Annotated in this window: 25 protein-coding genes, 1 tRNA gene and 1 other RNA gene; 11 read left to right on the forward strand and 16 right to left on the reverse strand. The window is 66.1% G+C overall.

Annotation, left to right across the window (positions count from 1 at the left end; all coding sequences use genetic code 11):
- Positions 1–36: 36 nt before the first annotated feature.
- From cysK to F3N42_RS10555, 5 genes are all read right to left on the reverse strand, one after another.
- Positions 37–975 (reverse strand): cysteine synthase A, encoded by a 939-nt coding sequence (gene cysK, locus F3N42_RS10535; RefSeq protein WP_150864438.1) that lies wholly within the window; start codon positions 973–975, stop codon positions 37–39.
- 76 nt (positions 976–1051) lie between these two features.
- Positions 1052–2260 carry an FAD-dependent monooxygenase gene (locus F3N42_RS10540; protein WP_150864439.1) on the reverse strand — a complete coding sequence of 403 codons (1209 nt, stop codon included), beginning with the start codon at positions 2258–2260 and terminating at the stop codon, positions 1052–1054.
- Positions 2257–3552 (reverse strand): FAD-dependent oxidoreductase, encoded by a 1296-nt coding sequence (locus tag F3N42_RS10545; protein ID WP_150864440.1) that lies wholly within the window; start codon positions 3550–3552, stop codon positions 2257–2259. Before F3N42_RS10545 ends, F3N42_RS10540 begins: the two co-directional genes overlap by 4 nt.
- Positions 3549–4856, reverse strand: a complete 1308-nt coding sequence (locus F3N42_RS10550; RefSeq protein WP_150864441.1) for an aminopeptidase P N-terminal domain-containing protein — start codon at positions 4854–4856, stop codon at positions 3549–3551. Before F3N42_RS10550 ends, F3N42_RS10545 begins: the two co-directional genes overlap by 4 nt.
- A gap of 12 nt (positions 4857–4868) precedes the next feature.
- On the reverse strand, positions 4869–5450 hold the full coding sequence (locus F3N42_RS10555) for a UPF0149 family protein (RefSeq protein ID WP_150864442.1): 582 nt from the start codon (positions 5448–5450) through the stop codon (positions 4869–4871).
- A 48-nt stretch (positions 5451–5498) separates the two neighbouring features.
- Between F3N42_RS10555 and F3N42_RS10560 the strand changes: the two genes are divergently transcribed.
- The 8 genes from F3N42_RS10560 to F3N42_RS10595 all read left to right on the forward strand — a co-directional run bounded on the left by F3N42_RS10560 (position 5499) and on the right by F3N42_RS10595 (position 8906).
- Positions 5499–5720, forward strand: a complete 222-nt coding sequence (locus F3N42_RS10560; protein ID WP_150864443.1) for a TIGR02449 family protein — start codon at positions 5499–5501, stop codon at positions 5718–5720.
- Positions 5721–5737: 17 nt separating this feature from the next.
- Positions 5738–6043 carry a cell division protein ZapA gene (locus tag F3N42_RS10565; RefSeq protein ID WP_150864444.1) on the forward strand — a complete coding sequence of 102 codons (306 nt, stop codon included), beginning with the start codon at positions 5738–5740 and terminating at the stop codon, positions 6041–6043.
- Between the two features lie 8 nt (positions 6044–6051).
- A non-coding RNA gene (gene ssrS, locus F3N42_RS10570) (6S RNA) lies at positions 6052–6240 on the forward strand.
- A 61-nt stretch (positions 6241–6301) separates the two neighbouring features.
- Positions 6302–6877: a 5-formyltetrahydrofolate cyclo-ligase gene (locus F3N42_RS10575; protein ID WP_150864445.1), complete on the forward strand. Its 576-nt coding sequence runs from the start codon at positions 6302–6304 to the stop codon at positions 6875–6877.
- A gap of 44 nt (positions 6878–6921) precedes the next feature.
- Complete coding sequence (rpiA, locus tag F3N42_RS10580; protein ID WP_150864446.1) at positions 6922–7578, forward strand: ribose-5-phosphate isomerase RpiA; 657 nt, start codon at positions 6922–6924, stop codon at positions 7576–7578.
- A 116-nt stretch (positions 7579–7694) separates the two neighbouring features.
- Positions 7695–7925 (forward strand): hypothetical protein, encoded by a 231-nt coding sequence (locus F3N42_RS10585; protein ID WP_150864447.1) that lies wholly within the window; start codon positions 7695–7697, stop codon positions 7923–7925.
- A 107-nt stretch (positions 7926–8032) separates the two neighbouring features.
- Positions 8033–8332, forward strand: a complete 300-nt coding sequence (locus F3N42_RS10590; protein WP_150864448.1) for a c-type cytochrome — start codon at positions 8033–8035, stop codon at positions 8330–8332.
- A 130-nt stretch (positions 8333–8462) separates the two neighbouring features.
- Positions 8463–8906 (forward strand): RrF2 family transcriptional regulator, encoded by a 444-nt coding sequence (locus F3N42_RS10595; protein WP_150864449.1) that lies wholly within the window; start codon positions 8463–8465, stop codon positions 8904–8906.
- A 58-nt stretch (positions 8907–8964) separates the two neighbouring features.
- Here the strand turns inward: F3N42_RS10595 and F3N42_RS15625 are convergent, their stop codons facing one another.
- Both F3N42_RS15625 and F3N42_RS10605 read right to left on the reverse strand, forming a co-directional pair.
- The gene (locus F3N42_RS15625; protein WP_191621359.1) at positions 8965–9519 is read right to left on the reverse strand and encodes a hypothetical protein; all 555 of its coding nucleotides are present in this window, start codon (positions 9517–9519) and stop codon (positions 8965–8967) included.
- 20 nt (positions 9520–9539) lie between these two features.
- On the reverse strand, positions 9540–10472 hold the full coding sequence (locus tag F3N42_RS10605; RefSeq protein WP_150864451.1) for a class D sortase: 933 nt from the start codon (positions 10470–10472) through the stop codon (positions 9540–9542).
- On the opposite strand from F3N42_RS10605, the gene F3N42_RS10610 reads away from it, so the two are divergent.
- On the forward strand, positions 10472–11119 hold the full coding sequence (locus F3N42_RS10610; RefSeq protein ID WP_224784854.1) for a 2OG-Fe(II) oxygenase: 648 nt from the start codon (positions 10472–10474) through the stop codon (positions 11117–11119). The two genes, F3N42_RS10605 and F3N42_RS10610, sit on opposite strands and share 1 nt — an antisense overlap.
- A gap of 371 nt (positions 11120–11490) precedes the next feature.
- On the opposite strand, the gene F3N42_RS10615 is transcribed toward F3N42_RS10610, so the two are convergent.
- The 4 genes from F3N42_RS10615 to F3N42_RS10630 all read right to left on the reverse strand — a co-directional run bounded on the left by F3N42_RS10615 (position 11491) and on the right by F3N42_RS10630 (position 12918).
- Positions 11491–11564, reverse strand: a tRNA-Gln gene (locus F3N42_RS10615).
- Between the two features lie 23 nt (positions 11565–11587).
- Entirely contained in the window at positions 11588–11980 is a 393-nt protein-coding gene (rpsI, locus tag F3N42_RS10620) for a 30S ribosomal protein S9 (protein WP_150864452.1), read from the reverse strand.
- Positions 11981–12006: 26 nt separating this feature from the next.
- Positions 12007–12435, reverse strand: a complete 429-nt coding sequence (gene rplM, locus F3N42_RS10625) for a 50S ribosomal protein L13 (RefSeq protein ID WP_150864453.1) — start codon at positions 12433–12435, stop codon at positions 12007–12009.
- A 168-nt stretch (positions 12436–12603) separates the two neighbouring features.
- Positions 12604–12918 carry a (2Fe-2S) ferredoxin domain-containing protein gene (locus F3N42_RS10630; protein WP_150864454.1) on the reverse strand — a complete coding sequence of 105 codons (315 nt, stop codon included), beginning with the start codon at positions 12916–12918 and terminating at the stop codon, positions 12604–12606.
- Between the two features lie 47 nt (positions 12919–12965).
- Here F3N42_RS10630 and coq7 point away from each other — a divergent pair, with 47 nt between their 5' ends.
- Positions 12966–13607, forward strand: a complete 642-nt coding sequence (coq7, locus tag F3N42_RS10635; RefSeq protein ID WP_224784855.1) for a 2-polyprenyl-3-methyl-6-methoxy-1,4-benzoquinone monooxygenase — start codon at positions 12966–12968, stop codon at positions 13605–13607.
- Here coq7 and F3N42_RS10640 read toward each other — a convergent pair.
- From F3N42_RS10640 to F3N42_RS10655, 4 genes are read right to left on the reverse strand one after another with little or no spacing between them, the layout of a single operon-like run.
- Positions 13595–14359 carry a hypothetical protein gene (locus tag F3N42_RS10640; RefSeq protein ID WP_150864456.1) on the reverse strand — a complete coding sequence of 255 codons (765 nt, stop codon included), beginning with the start codon at positions 14357–14359 and terminating at the stop codon, positions 13595–13597. The two genes, coq7 and F3N42_RS10640, sit on opposite strands and share 13 nt — an antisense overlap.
- Positions 14356–15171, reverse strand: a complete 816-nt coding sequence (gene trpC, locus F3N42_RS10645) for an indole-3-glycerol phosphate synthase TrpC (RefSeq protein ID WP_150864457.1) — start codon at positions 15169–15171, stop codon at positions 14356–14358. Before trpC ends, F3N42_RS10640 begins: the two co-directional genes overlap by 4 nt.
- A gap of 17 nt (positions 15172–15188) precedes the next feature.
- Complete coding sequence (gene trpD, locus F3N42_RS10650; protein WP_150864458.1) at positions 15189–16229, reverse strand: anthranilate phosphoribosyltransferase; 1041 nt, start codon at positions 16227–16229, stop codon at positions 15189–15191.
- 13 nt (positions 16230–16242) lie between these two features.
- Entirely contained in the window at positions 16243–16860 is a 618-nt protein-coding gene (locus F3N42_RS10655) for an anthranilate synthase component II (RefSeq protein ID WP_150864459.1), read from the reverse strand.
- A 102-nt stretch (positions 16861–16962) separates the two neighbouring features.
- Here F3N42_RS10655 and F3N42_RS10660 point away from each other — a divergent pair, with 102 nt between their 5' ends.
- Positions 16963–17751: a nitrilase-related carbon-nitrogen hydrolase gene (locus F3N42_RS10660; protein ID WP_150864460.1), complete on the forward strand. Its 789-nt coding sequence runs from the start codon at positions 16963–16965 to the stop codon at positions 17749–17751.
- 21 nt (positions 17752–17772) lie between these two features.
- On the opposite strand, the gene trpE is transcribed toward F3N42_RS10660, so the two are convergent.
- The gene (gene trpE / locus F3N42_RS10665; RefSeq protein ID WP_150864461.1) at positions 17773–19245 is read right to left on the reverse strand and encodes an anthranilate synthase component I; all 1473 of its coding nucleotides are present in this window, start codon (positions 19243–19245) and stop codon (positions 17773–17775) included.
- Between the last annotated feature and the right edge of the window lie 75 nt (positions 19246–19320).

A 19320-nucleotide genomic window follows, 5' to 3' on the forward strand; every position in this document is an offset into this window, starting at 1 on the left:
GCCGCGAACCGTGATCACTGACGCCAGGCGACGTCGTCAGACGTCGTCGGATTCTTCGGTAATACCTTCGAACAGCGGCGTGGACAGGTAACGCTCACCGGTATCCGGCAGCATCGCCAGGATGGCGCTGCCCGGTTCCGCCTGCGCCGCGGTCTGCAACGCGGCCGCGAAGGTCGCGCCGCTGGAGATGCCGCAGAAAATGCCTTCCTTCGTGGCCAGCGCGCGGGATGTCTCGATGGCCGCGTCGTCGGTAACCGGCTGGTAGATATCGGCCACGTCGCGGTCGAGCACATCGGGAATGAAGTCGGGTGTCCAGCCCTGGATCTTGTGCGGCGCCCATTCCTTGCCATCCAGCAGGGCCGCGCCGGCCGGCTCGGTGATCACCACTTTCACATCGGGGCGCGCGGCCTTGATGACCTGGCCCGCGCCGGTGACCGTACCGCCGGTGCCGTAGCCACTGACGAAGTAGTCCAGCCGACGGCCGGCGAAATCACGCAGGATTTCCGGGCCGGTGGTATTGCGGTGATAGGCGGGGTTGGCCTCGTTTTCGAATTGCCGGGCCAGGAACCAGCCGTTGGCTTCGGCCAGCTCGGCCGCCTTGCGCACCATGCCGGTGCCGCGTTCGGCCGCCGGGGTGAGCACCAGCTTCGCACCCAGGAACTTCATCAGCTTGCGACGCTCGACCGAGAATGACTCGGCCATGACTGACACGAACGGGTAGCCCTTGGCGGCGCAGACCATGGCCAGCGCGATGCCGGTGTTGCCGGACGTGGCCTCGACCACCGTCTGCCCGGGCTTCAGCGTACCGCGTCGCTCGGCATCCTCGATGATGGCGATCGCCAACCTGTCCTTGACCGAAGACAGGGGATTGAAGGCCTCGATCTTGACGAACATGTCGATGCCTTCCGGCGCCAGCTTATTGATTTTCACTACCGGCGTACGGCCGATGGTGCCCAGGATGCTGTCGTGAATCATTTGACTCCCCGCGAGTTCATGGTGTTGAGAAAGTGGTTGCGCCCCGAAGGCGCATCATGGTTGTTATAGCAGGATTTCAGGTCGCCAACAGCGATTTCAAGGTCGCGCCCCGCGCCAGCCGCGGTGAACCGGGGCCCAATCCGGCCGCGCGGCGCACAAACGCGTCGCGTGCCAGCCAGCTTGCGGACACCGCGCGAATGCCCAGCGCGCGCACCGGACCCAGCCAGCCGGGCCCGAACAATCCGCCCAGGGCGTGAATCCCGCGGGCCATCAATCCGCTCTCCGATTGCCGCTGCCGGGCCCAGCCGGCCAGCACATCGGCATCGGCTTCGCGACCAGCCGCGCGGGCCGCCAGCAGCGCCTCGACCAGCGCCGCGGCATCGGCCAGGCCCAGGTTGACGCCCTGCCCGGCCAGCGGGTGCACCGCGTGCGCGGCATCGCCCAGCAACACGGCGCCAGGGCCGGCCAGGCGATCGCTGGCTCGCATCACCAGCGGGAATGTGGCCCGTGGCCCGGTGCTGACCACACCGCCCAGCCAGTCTCCGCCGGCATCATCCAGTGCCGCGTGGAAGCTCGCCTGGTCGGCATCCGCCAGTTCCCGCGCGCGTGCCGCAGGCAACGTCCACACGATGGACGACGCGCCGCTGGCCAGCGGCAGGAAGGCCAGCGGGCCGGTATCCAGGAAGCGCTGCCAGGCCGTTCCGGGGTTGGGTGCCTGGCACCGGACCTCGCAGACCAGCGCGGCCTGGTTGTACTCCCAGGTGGACTCGGAAATGCCCAGCAGGGTGCGCACGCCCGGCCCCGCGCCATCGCAGGCGATGACCAGGTCAGCCTCGATGTCCCGACCGCCGGCCAGCGTGACCTGGCCACGACGGCCATCCACCGAGCGCACCCGGTCGCGGACCACCTCGACATCGTCCAGGGACTGCCATAGCGCTGCCCTGACGGCCTCGTTCTCCACCAGCGTACCGAGCCGTTCCAGGCCGAAGGCGGGTGCTTCGAATTCGATCCGGGTGCCCGGATGCCGGTCCTCCACCACCATGCGCCGATAGGCGCAGGCGCGCTCGCCCTGCAGGGCACCGGCACCGCCGGCCTGGCCGAGGATGGCGGCAGAGCCCGGCGACACGGCGGAAACGCGCAGGTCGAAGTCACCCGTAGGTGCAACGGGCGCCGGCCCGGGATCGACCAGCATGACTGGCCACCCGGCACGGTCCAGAAGACTCGCCGTGACGGCGCCGACGATGCCACCACCGACCACGATTACCGGAGCTGAACGGTTGGTCATGACGCGCCCTCGCGCACCGGCGCCAACGGTTCACCCAGCGCCAACCGCGATACCGGCGGCCGGTAGCCCATGGCGGCCGAGACCAGGCGACGACGCAACGGCGGCAACAACGCGTGTGCCAGCAGGGCGCCCGACCGCGCACTGGCAGCGAACGGCATGGCGCTGGAAAACAGGCCGACCAGGCCGTCAGTGAAAGCCACCGTGGCCTTCCGGTCCGCGGCGCGTGCGCTGGCGTAAGCGGCGAGCCTGGCCGGGTCGCCGGCATCAATCGGGCGGCTTGAACTGCCGGCCGTGTGACCCGAGAGCGCCTCGGCCAGCGCGGCCACATCGCGCAACCCCAGGTTGAAGCCCTGGGCGCCGGCCGGGTGAATGGTGTGGGCGGCATTGCCGACCAGCACCACCCGGTCATCGACATCGCGCTCGGGCACCACCAGCGAAAGCGGCCAGGCACGGCGCGCACCGGCTTCTGAGAATGTCCCCAGCACGCCACCCGAACGCCCGCCGGCTTCCGCCAGGAAGTCCTCGTCCGGTGCCTCCATGAGTTCGGCCGCGCGGCCCGGTGGCGCGCACCAGACCAGGCCGCAACGCCCGTTAGGCAGCGGCAGCATGGCGAATGGGCCGTCGGCTGTCATGCGTTCGAAGGCGCGGCCACGATGGTGCTGCGCCGGCGTGACATGACAGACCACGGCGGTCTGACCGTAATCCTTGCGGCGCGTGCCGATGCCTAGCATTTCGCGCACCGGGGAGTCGGCACCGTCGGCGGCCACCACCAGCGATGCGGAAAGATGCGCGGGGCCGGAGCCGTCGGCTGCCGGGCCACGGTCCATCGCCAGGGTCACGCGGTCATCGGCCTGTTGCAACGCGGTCACGACCGCGCCCTGGTGCATCACCACGCCATCCAGGCCGCGGGCCCGGTCCAGCAACACCCGGCCCAGCGCGGGCGCGGGAACAACCTGCCCGAATGCGTCCAGGCCCAGTTCGGCAGGATCCAGGTGCACGCGCCCGGGGCGGCCCTTTTCGGTGACGACGATATCGCGGATGGGGCCGGCGGAGGCGGCCAGGGCCGGCCAGGCGTCCAGGCCCTCGAGGATGCGGCAGGAAGCGGCGGCGAGCGCGAAACAGCGGGGGTCATGATTCGTGGACGTCGCTTCGCCAGCGGCGACCGGCCGCGCTTCAATCACGGCCACGGCCCAGCCCAGCGGCGCCAGCGCGCAGGCCAGCGCGGTTCCGACCAGGCCGCCGCCGACGATGGCCACGTCGACATCGGGCCGACTGGTCGCGTCGCTGCTCATGCGCCCATCAGGGCCTCGATGTCGGCGATCGCCTTGGGTACATGCCGGGTCAGAATCTCCGGCTCGTCGCGGGTCACCACGACATCATCCTCAATACGGATGCCGATGCCGCGCCAGCGTTCATCCACGCGCGTGTCGTCGGCGCGGATATACAGCCCGGGCTCGATGGTCAGCACCATGCCGGGCTCCAGCTCCCGTGAATGACCGTCGACCTGGTAGTCACCGGCATCGTGCACGTCCAGGCCCAGCCAGTGGCCGGTCTTGTGCACGTAGTAGTTGTCGACCAGGCCCTGCTCCAGCGCGTCCTCACGCTCACCTTCGAGAATGCCCAGCGCCAGCAGGCCGTCGGTCAGCACCGACACGGCGGCCTCGTGGATATCCTCCCACTGGCTGCCCGGGCGCACCCTGTCGATGGCCGCGGCCTGCGCGGCCAGCACCAGTTCGTAGAGCTGCCGCTGCGGTTCGCTGAAGCGACCATTCACGGGAAAGGTCCGGGTGATGTCGGCGGCGTAACCGTCATATTCCGCGCCGGCGTCGATCAGCAGCAGGTCGCCGTCGGCCAGCGGCGCATTGTTCGTGATGTAGTGCAACACGCAGGCATTGGCGCCGCCACCGACAATGGGCGAATAGGCCACGTCGCAGTGTTCGCGCATGAAGTGCTGGACCAGCGTGGCATGGATATCCGCCTCGTTAAGGCCGGGCTCGCAGGCCTGCATGGCCAGCACGTGGGCCTCGGCCGAGACCCGCGCCGCGCGGCGCATGGCCGACAGCTCACCGCGGCTCTTGTACAGCCGCATGTCGTGCAGCAGGTGGCCGAGTTCAACGATCTCGTCAGGGGCATGGAAGCTACGCCGCGGCTTGCCGCGGAACGCGTTCAGCCAGCCAATCAGCTGGGTGTCGAACGCCGGGTCACGGCCCAGGTCGTGCACGATGCGCACCCGGTCGTGCAGCAGGTCCGGCAGTCGCCGCTCGACCTCGCCGATGGGCCAGGCCTCGTCCATGCCGTATTCCGACACCGCGGCCTCGAGCCCGATCATCGCCCCGTCCCACATCTCCTTGACCGGGTCCTTTTCCCGGCAGAACAGGATGCTGCGCCCGCCGCTGGCCTCGGTGACCAGCACCAGCATGGCGTCCGGCTCCTTGAACCCGGTCAGGTAGAGGAAATCGCTGTCCTGGCGATAGGGGTAAAGCACGTCGTGGTTGCGCACGCGCTCCGGCGCGGCGCGCAGGATCACCACCGCGCCCTCGCCCACCGTGCGCATTAACTGGCGCCGGCGGCGCGCGTATTCTTCAGCCTTGATCATCGCTCGCCCGTATCAGTGAATGCTGTCGCCGTCGACCGGCCCGCGCAGGTCCTCGCGCAGGATCAGCACGGACACGCGAATGTACTCGACGATCTCGGCGAAGGCCTGCTCGTCATCGTCCACCGGCGCCTGGCCGGATTCGTCCTCGTACTCGACCGCGACCTCGGCCAGCGCGATCTCCTTCAAGTCGGCCAACGCTTCGCCGGCATCGTCGGAGAGTGTCTCCAGGCAGCCGTCATCGCCGGCGCCGATCGAAGCCAGGAAGCCGTTGCACCACTGCGCGATCGCCTCGGTCCGGTCCTCCAGGCTCTCCTCGTCATCCGGCAGCCAGATTACGAAACCCATGTCGTCGTCGGCCAGTTGCGAGGCCGCGGCGGTGAACAGGTCCGCCAGGGCTTCACGCAGGGCGACACCCGGCTGGTCGGTGATCTGCAGCATGTCCAGCAGCCCCAGGAAAGCATCGGCGCCGCTGGACGGCTGGCGCACCAGCAGGCCGCAGGCCACGCCATGGCACTCGGACAGCCCGGCGGCGTCGAGATTGCCATGGCTCAATGCCAGGGTATGGTCGAAATCGGGCAGCGCTATGGTTGACATGGATTGACTCTGATTGACCGTTTTGATGACGCAAATTATAGTGGCCCCATGGAGTCATTAGAACAGTCCACCCGGGACCTGCAGCGCCTCGAGGCCAAGTTGCGCCAGCTCCTGGACCAGGTCAAACGCCTGCGCGAGGAAAACGAGTCCCTGCAGACCCGGCAGGAATCGCTGGTTTCCGAGCGCGCGGCGCTGGTGGCAAAGAATGACGAAGCACGCACCAAGGTCGAAGCCATGATCCATCGCCTGAAGGCGCTGGAACAGATGTAACAGGGCGCCCGTCCCCGATGTCCACTGAAAAAGAACCCATCTCGGTCACCATACTGGACCGGGAATACCAGTTTGCCTGCCTGCCCGAAGAACGCGCCGCGCTGAAAGAAGCCGCCGAGCTCCTGGACGGCCGCATGCGCGAGATCAAGGCCACCGGCAACCTGATGGCGCTGGAACGCATCGCCGTCATGACTGCGCTGAACATGTCCAACGAACTGATCGAGTTGCGCAAGGTGGGCGTGGCCCGCGAGGAACAGGTCGATCGCCGCATCCGCATGCTTGCCGATGAGCTGGAAGGTGCGCTGGGCGACCCAATCGACTAAAATGAACCTGCCCTCTGCGGTGTTTGCCAGTGGGCCCATATAATGCCTTGTCCCTAGTTTTTGACCTCGGGTCGGCGTCGTTGGTAGTCGGTGTGCATGTTCGCCATGGTGCGAAAAGCCTGGGACCCAGCAAGCCCACCCACCTGAACCCACTGGTTCAAGGTCAATGGCTCCACAGCGGCATCCGTGGAGGGTTTTTTACCTTCCCGTCGCCACGCCACCGTGGCGACCCAGCATCATGACACCGCAGCCCCAGTGATGGATAAAACCACCGCGCGCCGCCATTACCGCCAGGCCAGGCGCACCCTGGACGCGCAGACGCGGGCCCGGCACGACCAGGCCATCCGCGAACACCTCTCGCGGCATCCGCTGGTGCAGTCCGCCCAGACCATTGCCGCGTATTCCGCCTTCGATGGCGAGCCCGATCTGGCCCCCTGGCTGATTTCACTGGCTGCTGCCGGCACCCGCATCGCGCTGCCCGTCATCAGTACCGAACAACGCGGGCTCATGCGCTTCCGGCACTGGCAGGCCGGTAACGCGCTCGGCCCCAATACGCTGGGCATCGACGAGCCGGGCTCGGGCGAATGGTTCGCGCCCGGCAGCATCGACATCATCCTCGTTCCCCTGGTGGCATGGACCCGGTCCGGCCAGCGACTGGGCATGGGCGCGGGCTATTACGACCGTTTCCTGGCGGCCCGTGACGATAGCCGCCGGCCAGCCACCGTCGGCGTCGCCTATGAATGCCAACGGGCAGAAACGCTGCAGGTGGACGATTGGGACATCCCCATGGATCACGTTGTCTGCGAGGCCGGGTGGTTTACCTGCCAACCCTGAGCGGTAACAATGTCCCTTACCCTTCAGATACCCCGGATACACGAATGAGCCAGCTACGGCAGAAACAGGAAGCCGCTCGCGCGGCACTGGAATGGGTCGAACCCGGCAGCGTGATCGGCGTCGGCACCGGCAGCACCGTGGACGCCTTTATCACTGCGCTGGAAGAGTCGCGCATCCCGGTTGACGGCGCCATCTCCAGTTCCGAGACCACGACCCAGCGCCTGCGTGGCATCGGCATTGATATCGTCGACCTGAACTATGCCGGCGATATCGATGTGTACATCGACGGCGCCGACGAGTTCGACCCGCACCGCCGGTTGATCAAGGGTGGCGGCGGCGCCCTGACCCGCGAGAAGATCGTCGCCGAGGCCGCGCGTACGTTTGTCTGCATGGTCGATGAAAGCAAGCGCGTCGGTGTGCTGGGTGCCTTCCCGCTGCCGGTGGAGGTGATCCCGATGGCGCGCAGCCTGGTGGCCCGCAAGCTGGTCGCCCTCGGCGGGCAGCCGATATGGCGGGAGGGGCTGGTGACCGACAACGGCAACCTGGTGCTGGACGTGCACAACCTGGACCTGGTCGACCCGGTGCGCATGGAGCGCACCATCAACGACATTCCCGGCGTGGTCTGCAACGGCCTGTTCGCGATACGCCCGGCCAACGTGGTGCTGTGCGCGGGAAGTGGCGGCGTAGAGCGGATTTCCTGAATGCGACGAAACGAATTAGACTTTTTTGGCTAATTTACGTTATATTTAGTATAGAGCGAAATTCTCCCGTCACGGATAACCGGGAGCCGCTCCCTCCAGCAACCAGGAGAAACAACATGGACGTCGCAAACGACCTGAAGCCCACCCTGTTACTGGCACTGGCCATCTTTCTCGCCAGCGCGCCAAACCCGGATTCAGACGCCATCAAGGAAATGACGGCGAACTTCATCGTTCCCAAGCACGATAGCGCCCTGCAGGCCAGCGAGATCAAGCCGGAAGTGGATGCGCCACGAATCGCGGCCCAGTCGCCCGCCAGCACGGATCTTGAGCCCCAGCCCGAAGCCTGAGCACACGGAGCGCGCCCGTGCGGTAAATTCCAGCGCAACGCCGGAATGAATCCGCTAATATTCCAGTCTTTCCCAAAGACAATCTGGTAAAGACTGCGAGGAACATAATGAAGCGCACCTGCATCACCCTGGCCATCATGGCCATTGCCTCTGCCGGCACGGCCCTGGCCGCCGACCCCGAAGCCGGTAAGGCGAAATCCGCGACCTGCGTCGCCTGTCACGGTGCCGACGGCATCAGCCCCAACCCGCTTTGGCCGAACCTGGCCGGCCAGAAGGACCAGTACCTGGTCAAACAGATGAAGGCCTTCCGCGACGGCGACCGCAAGGATCCGTTGATGACGCCCATGGCCGCCGGCCTGAGCGACGAGGATATCGCCAACCTGGCGGCGTACTACTCGGGCCTCTGATCTTGCAGGCGCCACCTGGCCACGGCGGCCGGGTGGTGCCACGCCAAATCGCTCATTTTCATGGCATGAATGGGCGCATGACACTATAATCAGCGCTTATCCGGGGGGGAAACGAAAACGACCCGGAGGCATGCGCACCGCCATGCAGTTAACACGTTTTACCGATTATTCGATCAAGGCACTGGTCTATCTTGCGGAACACCCCGACGAATGGGTCACCATTCGGCAGATCTCCGAAGACTACGACATTTCGCGCAATCACCTGATGAAGGTGGCCAGTTTCCTGGGCACCCAGGGTTACCTGCGCTCGCAGCGCGGTCCCGGCGGCGGGATTCGTCTGCGGGTCACACCGTCGGACATCAACCTGGCCGACGTGATCATGGATGCCGAAGGCAGCATGACACTGCTTGATTGCATGAACGAGACCAAGGCAGAAATCGACGCCGTTCAGTCCCGCCTGCGAAGCGTTCTGGTCCAGGCCATCCAGGCCTTTGTTGATTCGCTTAGCGTCCACACCCTGGAAGACCTGGTCAGCCAGGGCGAGGGTGAGACCGCGGCCGCAGCACCACAATAAACAAGGGGCGCCCGAAGGCGCCCCTGCTTATCAAGTCAAACGATGGTTTCGGTGATGCTTACTGGCGCGTGAAACGCAGTGCGCCACCCAACAGCAGGAACATCGTGCCGAGGATCGCCAACCAGCCGGTGTTGCCAGCCGTGGTCGGCATGACCGGCTCCGGCTCCGGCTCAGGTGCCGGCGGCGGAGGCGGAGGCGGCGGGGTCGGTGCGGCTTCGGCCACTTCCGGTTCCGGATCCGGGAATGAGCGCTTCGGCAGGTAGATATTCACCTTCTGGCGCGGGTTCATGTCTTCGAATGCCATGTCCTTACCACCGATGTGGGCCATGAAGCCCTCCGGCGGATGGACCTTGCGGCTCGGTGTCTTGGAACCATCTTTCAGCGTGTAACGTACGTAGGTGCCACTGGGGCTCTGGGATACGACTTCGGCCTCGAACTTGGCGTACTCGTTGCCATCGTCGCGGGTCACGATTTCCAGGCAGGCATCGTCAGCATGCGGCCAGCGCTCGTAGACAGAATCCACGAACATGCCGTCCTCACACGCTACCTGCGCCTGGACAGTCACGGAATACCCGGTGCACATCAGTGCGACCAGGCCTAGCTTCAGGGTCATCTTCTTCATACTCTCCTCCTCTATGAATTGACCTGATGGTTGACTACCTCACCTTTCACGATGAAGCGTTTTGGTGCATGACCGACATGGTAAAAAGGATAGCAGGTTACCAGCGTAACGGTAGGCGCGTCGGTGGGCGCCAGAACATGCAGATCCGCAGGATCGACGATATCAATGGATGAAACCGCGTAAGTCTCGGTGCCATAGTAGGTCTCAAGCTCAAAGGTATCCCCCACCTTGATGTCTTTCAACGGTCGGAAGAAGCCGTCACGATGCCCGGCAATGCCGAGGTTGCCGGTCTCACCGATACGTCCCGTGCCGATAATGCGCGCCACGCCGCGGTTGAGGTTGAACTCGTCGGCGCCGTTATAGACCGGCACGCGGATGTTCAGGTGGTCGATGTTCAGGACCGCGTGCGGCGCATCACTCTCGACCTTCAGGCTATCTTCGAAGTCCTTGACCCGCTTTTCCGACCACAGGCTGAAATCCGGGTCCGAATACCAGGCCGCGTTGGCTGACTCGCGCGCGGCCTGGATGGCCGCGTCAGCGTCGATCGCGGCCACGGCGTTGGCCGTATCCGGCTCGAAATCATGGCTGGGCCGCGGCGGCGGCGAAGACTGCAGGCCGGCCTGCATGGCCGCCCGGTTGGCCTCGAAGGCATCCACGCCGGCCTGGCTCTGGGTCGAACTCCAGCCCTTGGCCAGGCCGAAGCTGGCCAGCAACACTACGCCGGCCGCCATCATGGCGTTGCCGAAAAGTTTGCGTGGGCGGGAACCGTTTGAAGTGCCAGTCATCAGGTCGTTCGTCGCTCGTTCAACAAATGGGCGAAAATGGATAGTACCGCAAATGCCTGACAGTAAATACCACCCTTTCATGAACACCGCGTGACGCAAGGCTTGGCGCGTCACGTGGCGTGGTGTACATTCCCTCACCGCCCTGGGAATGCCCGACATTGCAAATCCTTCCGTCTTCCGTCATCGCTCAGTGCGATGGCCACGAGGTTCTGGCCACCGCGCTAGAACGCCAGGGTTACGTGGTGTGTCCCGACGGCCTGCCCTCCGAAATCGCCGGCACGCTGATGACCTACCTGGAGCAGGTCGACGGCGGCGAATTCCACGCCGCCACGGTCGGCCGCGGCGACGACCAGCAACGCAACCGTTTCGTCCGCCGCGACGCCATCCACTGGCTGGACGAGCACGCACCCGCGCTCGCGCCCTGGCGCGAATGGACCGAAGCACTGCGCGTGCACCTGAACCGACGCCTGTTCCTGGGCCTGTTTTCATTCGAAAGCCAGCTGGCCCACTACCGGCCCGGTGACTTCTACCGCACCCACCTGGATGCCTTCCGCGGCGAGGCCAGCCGCGTGGTCTCACTGGTGACCTACCTGAACCCGGACTGGCAGGCGGGCGACGGCGGCGAACTGGTGCTGCACACCGACCTCGGCGCCATTCACGTGCCACCGGCCTATCGCACCGTCGTGCTGTTTCTTTCGGAGGAGATGCCGCACGAGGTGCTGCCGGCGGCACGGGATCGATTTAGCGTGGCGGGGTGGTTCCGGTTGAACGGGTCGATGGGTGAGCGGGTTGATCCGCCGCGTTAAAGACGTTCGCGCTGGGCGGGAGAGGGATTGACTCGCGCCATCCTGGCGCTCGCCCTGCGGGCGCCCGGCGGAGCCGGGCGCTAATTGCGCTGATTACGCCAATGACACAAATTAAGATCTATCAGGGGCAGCCAGCCACCAGAAAACACAAAGCCCGCACTTGGCGGGCTTTGCGTAATTGGCTGGGGGAGAGGGATTGACTCGCGCCATCCTGGCGCTCGCCCTGCGGGCGGCCGGCTTCGCCGTCCGTCCAAATCGGCAGTCCTGCCGATTTGTCGAACCCCGTGGGCCGTTGGCCCACAGGTGTTCTGCATCGGCCTCTCCCGCAACAAAGCACAAAAAAGCCCGCGCGAGGCGGGCTTTTTTGTGCTTGGCTGGGGGAGAGGGATTCGAACCCCCGCTGGCGGAGTCAGAGTCCGCAGTCCTACCACTAGACGATCCCCCAAATCCGGATCGCGGCGAGGCGTATCAGCGCTTGCTGTACTGGGTCGCCTTGCGGGCCTTGTGCAGGCCGACTTTCTTACGCTCGACTTCGCGGGCGTCGCGGGTCAGCAGGCCGACGGCGCGGAGCGGCTTGCGCAGCTCTTCGTCGTATTCCAGCAGCGCGCGGGACAGGCCCAGGCGGATGGCGCCGGCCTGGCCGGTGGTGCCGCCGCCGGATACCTTGGCGTTGATGTCGAACTGGTCGTTCAGTTCCAGCTTTTCGAGCGGCTGGCGCACGACCATGCGGGCCGTTTCACGGCCGAAAAATTCATCCAGGGGACGATCGTTGACCAGGATCTGGCCGGTGCCCTTGGTGACGTAAACACGGGCGGCGGAAGACTTGCGTCGGCCGGTGCCGTAGTACTGTTCAGTTGCCATCATTCAGTTCCTTGTCTCGCCCGCGCTCAGATGTCCAGCGCAACAGGCTGCTGGGCGGCGTGCGGGTGTTCGGGGCCGGCGTAGACGTGCAGTTTCTTGAACATGGCACGACCCAGCGGGTTCTTCGGCAGCATGCCCTTGACCGCGCTCTGGATCACGCGCTCGGGGTGCTCGTCCAGCTGCTTGTGCAGCGGGATTGACTTCAGGTTGCCGATGTAACCGGTGTGGTGGTGGTACATCTTGGCCTGCAGCTTGTTGCCGGTGACGCGGATCTTGTCGGCGTTGATCACGACGATGCAGTCGCCCGTGTCCACGTGCGGGGTGTATTCCGGCTTGTGCTTGCCGCGCAGGCGGCGTGCCAGTTCAGTGGCCAGCCGGCCCAGCGTCTTGTCGGTCGCATCCACCAGGTGCCAATCGCGCCTGACGTCCTGCGGCTTCGCAGAAAAAGTTTTCATATCCGTAATCCTGGAACCCTGTTGGAGTTCGTACCGCGAGCGAATCACACGTCACTCGACCATGCAAAAACACCCACGGCGGGGTGAAGGGCGGGAATTCTACTGAGAACCGGCCCCGGTTTCAAGCGCTGGGGGCGCTATTTTTTACATTCCGCGTCCGGACGATCGCTAAATTCGCAGCCGCTCGACCGGAACACCGTCGACCAGGTGTGATTCGACGATCTCGTCGATATCGAATTCGTCGACGAAGGTGTACCAGATGCCGTCGGGATAGACCACGCAGACCGGGCCTTCCTCGCAGCGGTCCAGGCAGCCTGATGAGTTGACCCGTACCTTGCCCTCGCCGGCCAGGTCGAGCGCCTTGATGCGCTGCTTGGCGTGCGCACGCAGGGCCTCGGTGCCGCACTTGCCGCAGCAGGGGCGGTCGGCGTTCGGCCCACGGTCGTTGACGCAGAAGAAAATGTGTCGCTGGTAATAACTCATGGGCCTGATGTGGGGTCGGTCAGCCGGAATGCCAATATACTATGCCAATGGAAAGGCATCTCACTCCCATCGATCGCGCCCTGTGCTTTCTTGATGACGCCCTGCGGCTCTCTGCCGGCGTCGCGCCCGCGGCGAGCCGCCCCAACCCTGCGGCCGAAACCCCGGACACCACGTTCGAGGAAGACCAGCGCCAGCACGTGGCCGGGCTGATGCGTATCAACCACACCGGCGAGATCTGCGCCCAGGCGCTGTATGCCGGCCAGGCCGTGACCGCACGCGACCCGGCGGTCCGTGACGAAATGGCGCACGCGGCCAGCGAGGAAATCGATCACCTGTCCTGGTGCGCGGAGCGGCTGGACGAACTCGACAGCCATACCAGCGCGCTCAACCCGTTGTGGTACGCGGGCTCGTTCGCCATCGGCGCGACCGCCGGGCTGGCCGGCGACGCCTGGAGCCTGGGTTTCCTGAAGGAGACCGAGCGCCAGGTCGAGGCCCACCTGGCCGATCACCTGGCGCAGTTACCGGCCGAGGACCGGCGCAGTCACGCCATCCTGGCGCAGATGAAGATCGATGAGGCGCAGCACGCCGAGACCGCCGCGGCGGCCGGCGCCCGTGACCTGCCTGGCCCGGTGCGCAGCGCCATGCGACTGGCTTCGGGAGTAATGAAAAGGATCGCTTACCGGGTCTGACCGGTCTGTTCGCGCAGTGCGCCCAGGGTCAGGCCGCTTTCAGCGGCGTGGGCCACGGTCTCGTTCCTGGATATCCATTGCACCTTCCAGCCTTCTAACGAACTTTCTTCCTGCATGGGAAAAGCGCCCGGCCGGTAGTCCTGGCCACCCGAAAACGTGATCGTGCTCTCATCTTCGCCGCCCTGGTCGTCACGCAGGGTGAAGGTGAAATCCATCTCGAACCGGCGACGGCTCTCGGCGCCAGACCAGGCCTGGCCGCTGGCCTTCCAGGGCGCATCAAACGTACCGCTGTAGCGGCCGGACTCGAGCCGGTACGCATTCAGGTTGTCGCTGGCGCTGAACCGGTGCCGCCGCTCGCCGATCGCCGACGGCCCCTCCGGAACGGCTCGCTCCAGCAGGCCAAACGACAGATGCAGCATCAGCAGCGGGGCCTGCAGCACGGTTTCCAGGTCGTCGACCTGGGCGATGTCACCGCGCGCGGCCAGCACCTGGCCGTCAATCAACAGCATTTCGCCGGTCGTGACGCCCTCGGGCGCACCCTGCTCGAAGCGGATCAGCACGTCACCGCATTCACAGTGGAAATACGACCAGCGCGCGTGGAAGCCTGAGCCGTCGCCAAAGTCGACGTCAAGGACATTGGCCACCGGGTCGTGCCAACCGGTCCCCGCGTCGATATCATCCGCGGCCATGGCTGCCCCGGCCAGTGCCCAGGTCGCAGCCAGCGCCGCGAGCCGTGTGACGATCCTGCTCATTCTGAAACCTCCGTGGTGTCAAAGAACAACTGCCGCAGCGCCTGCCCCGGGTCATCCTCGCGCATGAACGCCTCGCCCACGAGGAAGGCGTCGATGCCGTCGGCCCGCAGGCCGGCGATATCCTTGCGGGTGCGGATGCCGCTCTCGGTCACCAGCATACGGCCGGGCGGCAGCATGGCCTGCAGGCGCGTGGTCGTGTCCAGCGAGGTGACGAAGCGGTGCAGGTCGCGGTTGTTCACGCCCAGAAGGGCATCGTCCGGCAGCGCCAGCGCTCGGCGCATCTCGTCCTCGTCGTGGACTTCAACCAGCACGTCCATGCCCTGTTCGCGGGCCAGGCCGAACAGCTGGTGTAACTGCTCGTCATCCAGAGCGGCGACGATCAGCAGGATGCAGTCGGCGCCCATGCAGCGGGACTCCGGCACCTGCCAGGGGTCGATGATGAAGTCCTTGCGCAGCACCGGCAGCGCGCAGGCCCCGCGGGCCTGGGCCAGGTAATCGGCATGGCCCTGGAAGTAGTCCTCGTCGGTGAGCACCGACAGGCAGGCCGCGCCACCACGTTCGTAGGCGGCGGCGATGTCCGCGGGGCGAAAGTCGGCACGGATCACGCCCGCGCTGGGTGAGGCCTTCTTGACCTCGGCGATGATGGCCGGGCCGCGGGCGGCGGCGGCATCGAGCGCGGCGACGAAGCCGCGTGCCGGCGGCAGGTCGGCGGCCTTCGCGTTCAGTTCGGAAGCGCTGGTGCGGGCCTTGCCGGCCGCGATTTCCTCGCGCTTGGTCACAAGGATGCGTTCCAGGATTGTTGGCAGGCTCATCGTCAAACCTTGTGGGTTCAGGCGGCGGGCGGGAACGCGCTGGTCAGGCGGGCCAGTTGCTCCAGTCGGCGCAGCGGCTCACCCGAGGCGATCACCTCCAGCGCCCAGCTGACGCCGTCCTCGATATCATCGGCCAGCCCGGCCACGTGAATGGCGGCACCGGCATTCAGCGCCACCACGTCGGCGGCCTTGCCGGCGTTGCCGGAGCGGTCACCGGACAGCGCGGCGCGCACCAACGCCAGCGAGTCGGCGGCGCCTTCCACCTGCAAGCCGTCCAGCGACTGGCGTTCAATGCCAAAATCCGGCGCGTCGATGACGTACTCCTCGACCTCGCCATCCAGGTATTCGGCCACCGATGTGGGTGCGGCGATACTGATCTCGTCCAGGCCGTCATCGGCGCTGACAATCAGCGCGTGCTCGGCCCCCAGCCTACCAAGCACCTCGGCCATGGGCGCGCACAGCGAGGCGCTGTACACGCCAATCACCATGCGGCTGACGCCGGCGGGATTGGTCATCGGCCCCAGGATATTGAACACGGTGCGCATGCCCAGCGACTTGCGCGGGCCGATGGCGTGGCGCATGGCCGAGTGATGCATGGGCGCGAACATGAAGCCGACGCCGACCTGGTCGACGCATTCCCGCACCTGTTCCGGAGTCAGGTCCAGGCGCACGCCGGCGGCCTCCAGCAGGTCGGCGCTGCCCGATTTCGAACTCACCGAGCGGTTGCCGTGCTTGGCCACCCTTGCCCCCGCCGCGGCGGCGACAAACGCGGACGCGGTGGACACGTTGAACAGGTTGGCGCCGTCACCGCCGGTACCGACGATGTCGACCGCGTGCGGGTCGTCCAGCGGTACGCCGGTGGCCAGCTCGCGCATGACCTCCACGGCGCCGGCAATCTCGTCGATGGTCTCGCCCTTGGCGCGCAGGCCCATCAGGAAGGCACCGATCTGCGCCTCGTCGCATTCGCCGGTCATCACCTGGCGCATGACGGCCGCCATCTGCTCGGTCTCCAGGTCGTCGCCGGCGGCCAGCACGGCCAGGGCTTCGCGAATATCCATCAGCATGCCCCCATCAGGCGGTCACGGGCTCGGGCCGCGCCTGCGACTGGCCACAACGGACCAGGAAATTGCGCAGCAGGTCGTGACCGCTGCGGGTCAGGATCGACTCGGGGTGGAACTGCACGCCCTCGACGTCCAGCTGGCGATGGCGCACGCCCATGATCTCGCCTTGCGAGCCGTCCTCGCGAATGGTCCAGGCAGAGATTTCCAGGTCGTCCGGCACGCTATCGCGTTCCAGCACCAGCGAGTGGTAGCGCGTGGCCTCAAACGGCTGCGGCAGCCCCGCGAACACGCCACGGTCGTCGTGGTGGATCAGCGAGGTCTTGCCATGCATCACCCGGCCGGCGCGAATCACGTTGGCGCCAAAGGCCTGGCCGATGCACTGGTGGCCCAGGCAGACACCAAAAATGGGGATCTCGCCGGCCACCTCCGGAATCAACGCCAGCGACACGCCGGCATCATCCGGCGTGCACGGCCCGGGCGAAATGACGATGCCATCCGGCGCCTTCGCGCGAATGCCATCGGGCGTGATCGCGTCGTTGCGCACCGTCTCAACCTCGGCCCCCAACTCACCCAGGTATTGCACCAGGTTGAAGGTGAACGAGTCGTAATTGTCGATCATGAGAATCATGGGACGGAATGTAGCGCAGATGGCGCGTCACGGCGACCTTCACTTTCCACACGGTTGCAGATTGCCGCATCATGGGCTTCAACATGGTGAAGCGGTGAGCACATGAGCGAAGACCTGACCCTGACCCTGGTTCAGCCGCGCCTGGAGTGGCGCGACCCTGGCACCAACCGCGAGTACCTGCAGAAACTCATCCTGTCGGCCGAGCCGTCCGGGCTGTACCTGTTACCTGAGACCTTCACCACGGGTTTCCAGGGGGGCGAGCCGGTGCAGGGCGAGACCATGTCGGGTGACACCGTGGCCTGGATGCGTGAGCTGGCATCATCCACGGGCGGAGTGATCGGTGGCAGCGTCGTCATCGAGGACGACGACGGCCAGCGCCGCAACCGATTCCTGCTGGTGCACCCGGATGAGCGCGTGGATGTCTACGACAAGCGCCACCTGTTTTCGTATTCGGGCGAGGACCGGCGCTACGTGGCCGGGCGCGAGCGCGTGGTCTTCACCATCGGCGAATGGCGTGTCTGCCCCATGGTCTGCTACGACCTGCGCTTCCCGGCCTGGTGCCGGGTGCGTGACGACTACGACTTGCTGCTGTTCGTCGCCAACTGGCCGGACAGCCGCATCGGGGCCTGGGACGCGTTATTGCGCGCCCGCGCCATCGAGAACCAGTGCGTGGTGGCCGCCGTGAACCGGGTGGGCCAGGACAACCGGGGGCTGCGCTACAACGGTCACAGCGCGATCTACGACGCCATGGGCGATGCGGTCATCGAGCCCTGGGAGGACGAGGGCGTGAAGACCGCGACGGTATCGCTGGAGGACGTGCGGCGGGTACGCCGCGAGTTGCCGTTCCTGGCCGAGGCGGACGCGTTCAGCTTCGACCCGAACCCGCCCTGACTGAACCAGGGCCGCCGGGCGTTACAGCCCGCGCGAGGCGCGGTCGACCGCCGTGATCAGCGCCCTGCCCTTGTTCATGCACTCCTGCCACTCGGCCTCGGGGTCGGAGTCGGCGACGATGCCGGCGCCGGCCTGCACGTGCAGTTGGCCGTCGCGGATGACGGCGGTGCGGATGGCGATGGCAAGGTCGGTGTCGTCGTGCCAGCTGATGTAGCCGACGGCACCGGCGTAGATGTTGCGTTTCACCGGCTCCAGCTCGGCGATGATTTCCATGGCGCGGATCTTCGGCGCACCGGAGAGCGTGCCGGCCGGAAACGCGGCGCGGATGGCGTCCATGGCGGTCATGTCATCGGCCAGGTCGCCCTCGACCTGCGAGACGATGTGCATGACGTGCGAGTAGCGCTCGATGACCATGTTTTCGGTCACCTGCACCGTGCCGGTGGCGGCGACGCGGCCGACGTCGTTGCGGCCCAGGTCGACCAGCATCAGGTGCTCGGCCAGTTCCTTCGGGTCTTCCATCAGCTCGGCGGCCAGGGCGCGGTCGTCCGCCGCAGTGGCGCCGCGCGGGCGGGTGCCCGCGATGGGCCGCACGGTCATGCGGCGGTCCTGCACGCGCACCAGCACCTCCGGTGAACTGCCGACGATCTGGGTGTCGCCCAGGTCGATGAAATACATGTACGGCGACGGGTTCAGGGCCCGCAAGGAGCGGTAGACGTCGATGGGCCGGGCGCGGAACGGCACGCTCATGCGTTGGCTCAGCACCACCTGGAAAATGTCGCCGGCCAGGATGTATTCCTGGCTGCGGCGCACCGCGTCAAGGAAATCGGCCTTCTCGAAACCGTAGTGGAAATCCGGCTCGCCGACGGCCTGGCCGTCTACCGCCAGGCCGTAACCGGTGCTGCCGGAGCGCAGCCGGTGTTCCAGCTGGTCCAGGCGCCGCTGGGCGCGCTCGAAGGCGCCGTCTTCCGAGGGGTCGGCGTTGACGATCAGCCACAGCCGGCCTTCCAGCGCGTCGAACACGGCCACTTCCTCGGCCAGCAACAGGACGATGTCATCGGTGCCGATCTCGTCGCGCTTGCCGCCTTTCGCCAGCCGCGGCTCGATCAGTTCGACGGTCTCGTAGCCGAAGTAGCCCACCAGGCCGCCGGTGAACACCGGCAGTTCGTCCAGGTCCGGCACGCGGTACTCGGCGCGGATGGCCTCCACGGCGGTGAGCGGATCATCAAGCTCCTCGGCGGAGACTTCGCGGCCGTAGTCGAAGCAGGCCAGCCGGTGGCCGTTGATGGTGTAGCGACGCCGGCACGGCAGGCCGATGATGGAATAGCGGCCCCAGGTCTCACCGCCCTCCACCGACTCGAACAGGAAGGAATCCTGGCCGTCGGCCAGTTTCAGGTACACCGACAGCGGCGTGTCCAGGTCGGCCAGCACCGTGCGCCACACGGGAATGCGTGTGTGCGAACCATCGTTCAGTTGATCGAATTGCTGCTTGTCCAAGACCCCGCCCCGGCGGTTGGCGAAACGGGGATTCTAACCGCTTCCGCGACGCCTGCGCAGGCGACTTTTCTCACG

Origin of the sequence: Marinihelvus fidelis (genome assembly GCF_008725655.1) — a bacterium.
In the GTDB taxonomy this organism is placed as follows: Bacteria; Pseudomonadota; Gammaproteobacteria; order Xanthomonadales; family SZUA-36; genus Marinihelvus; species Marinihelvus fidelis.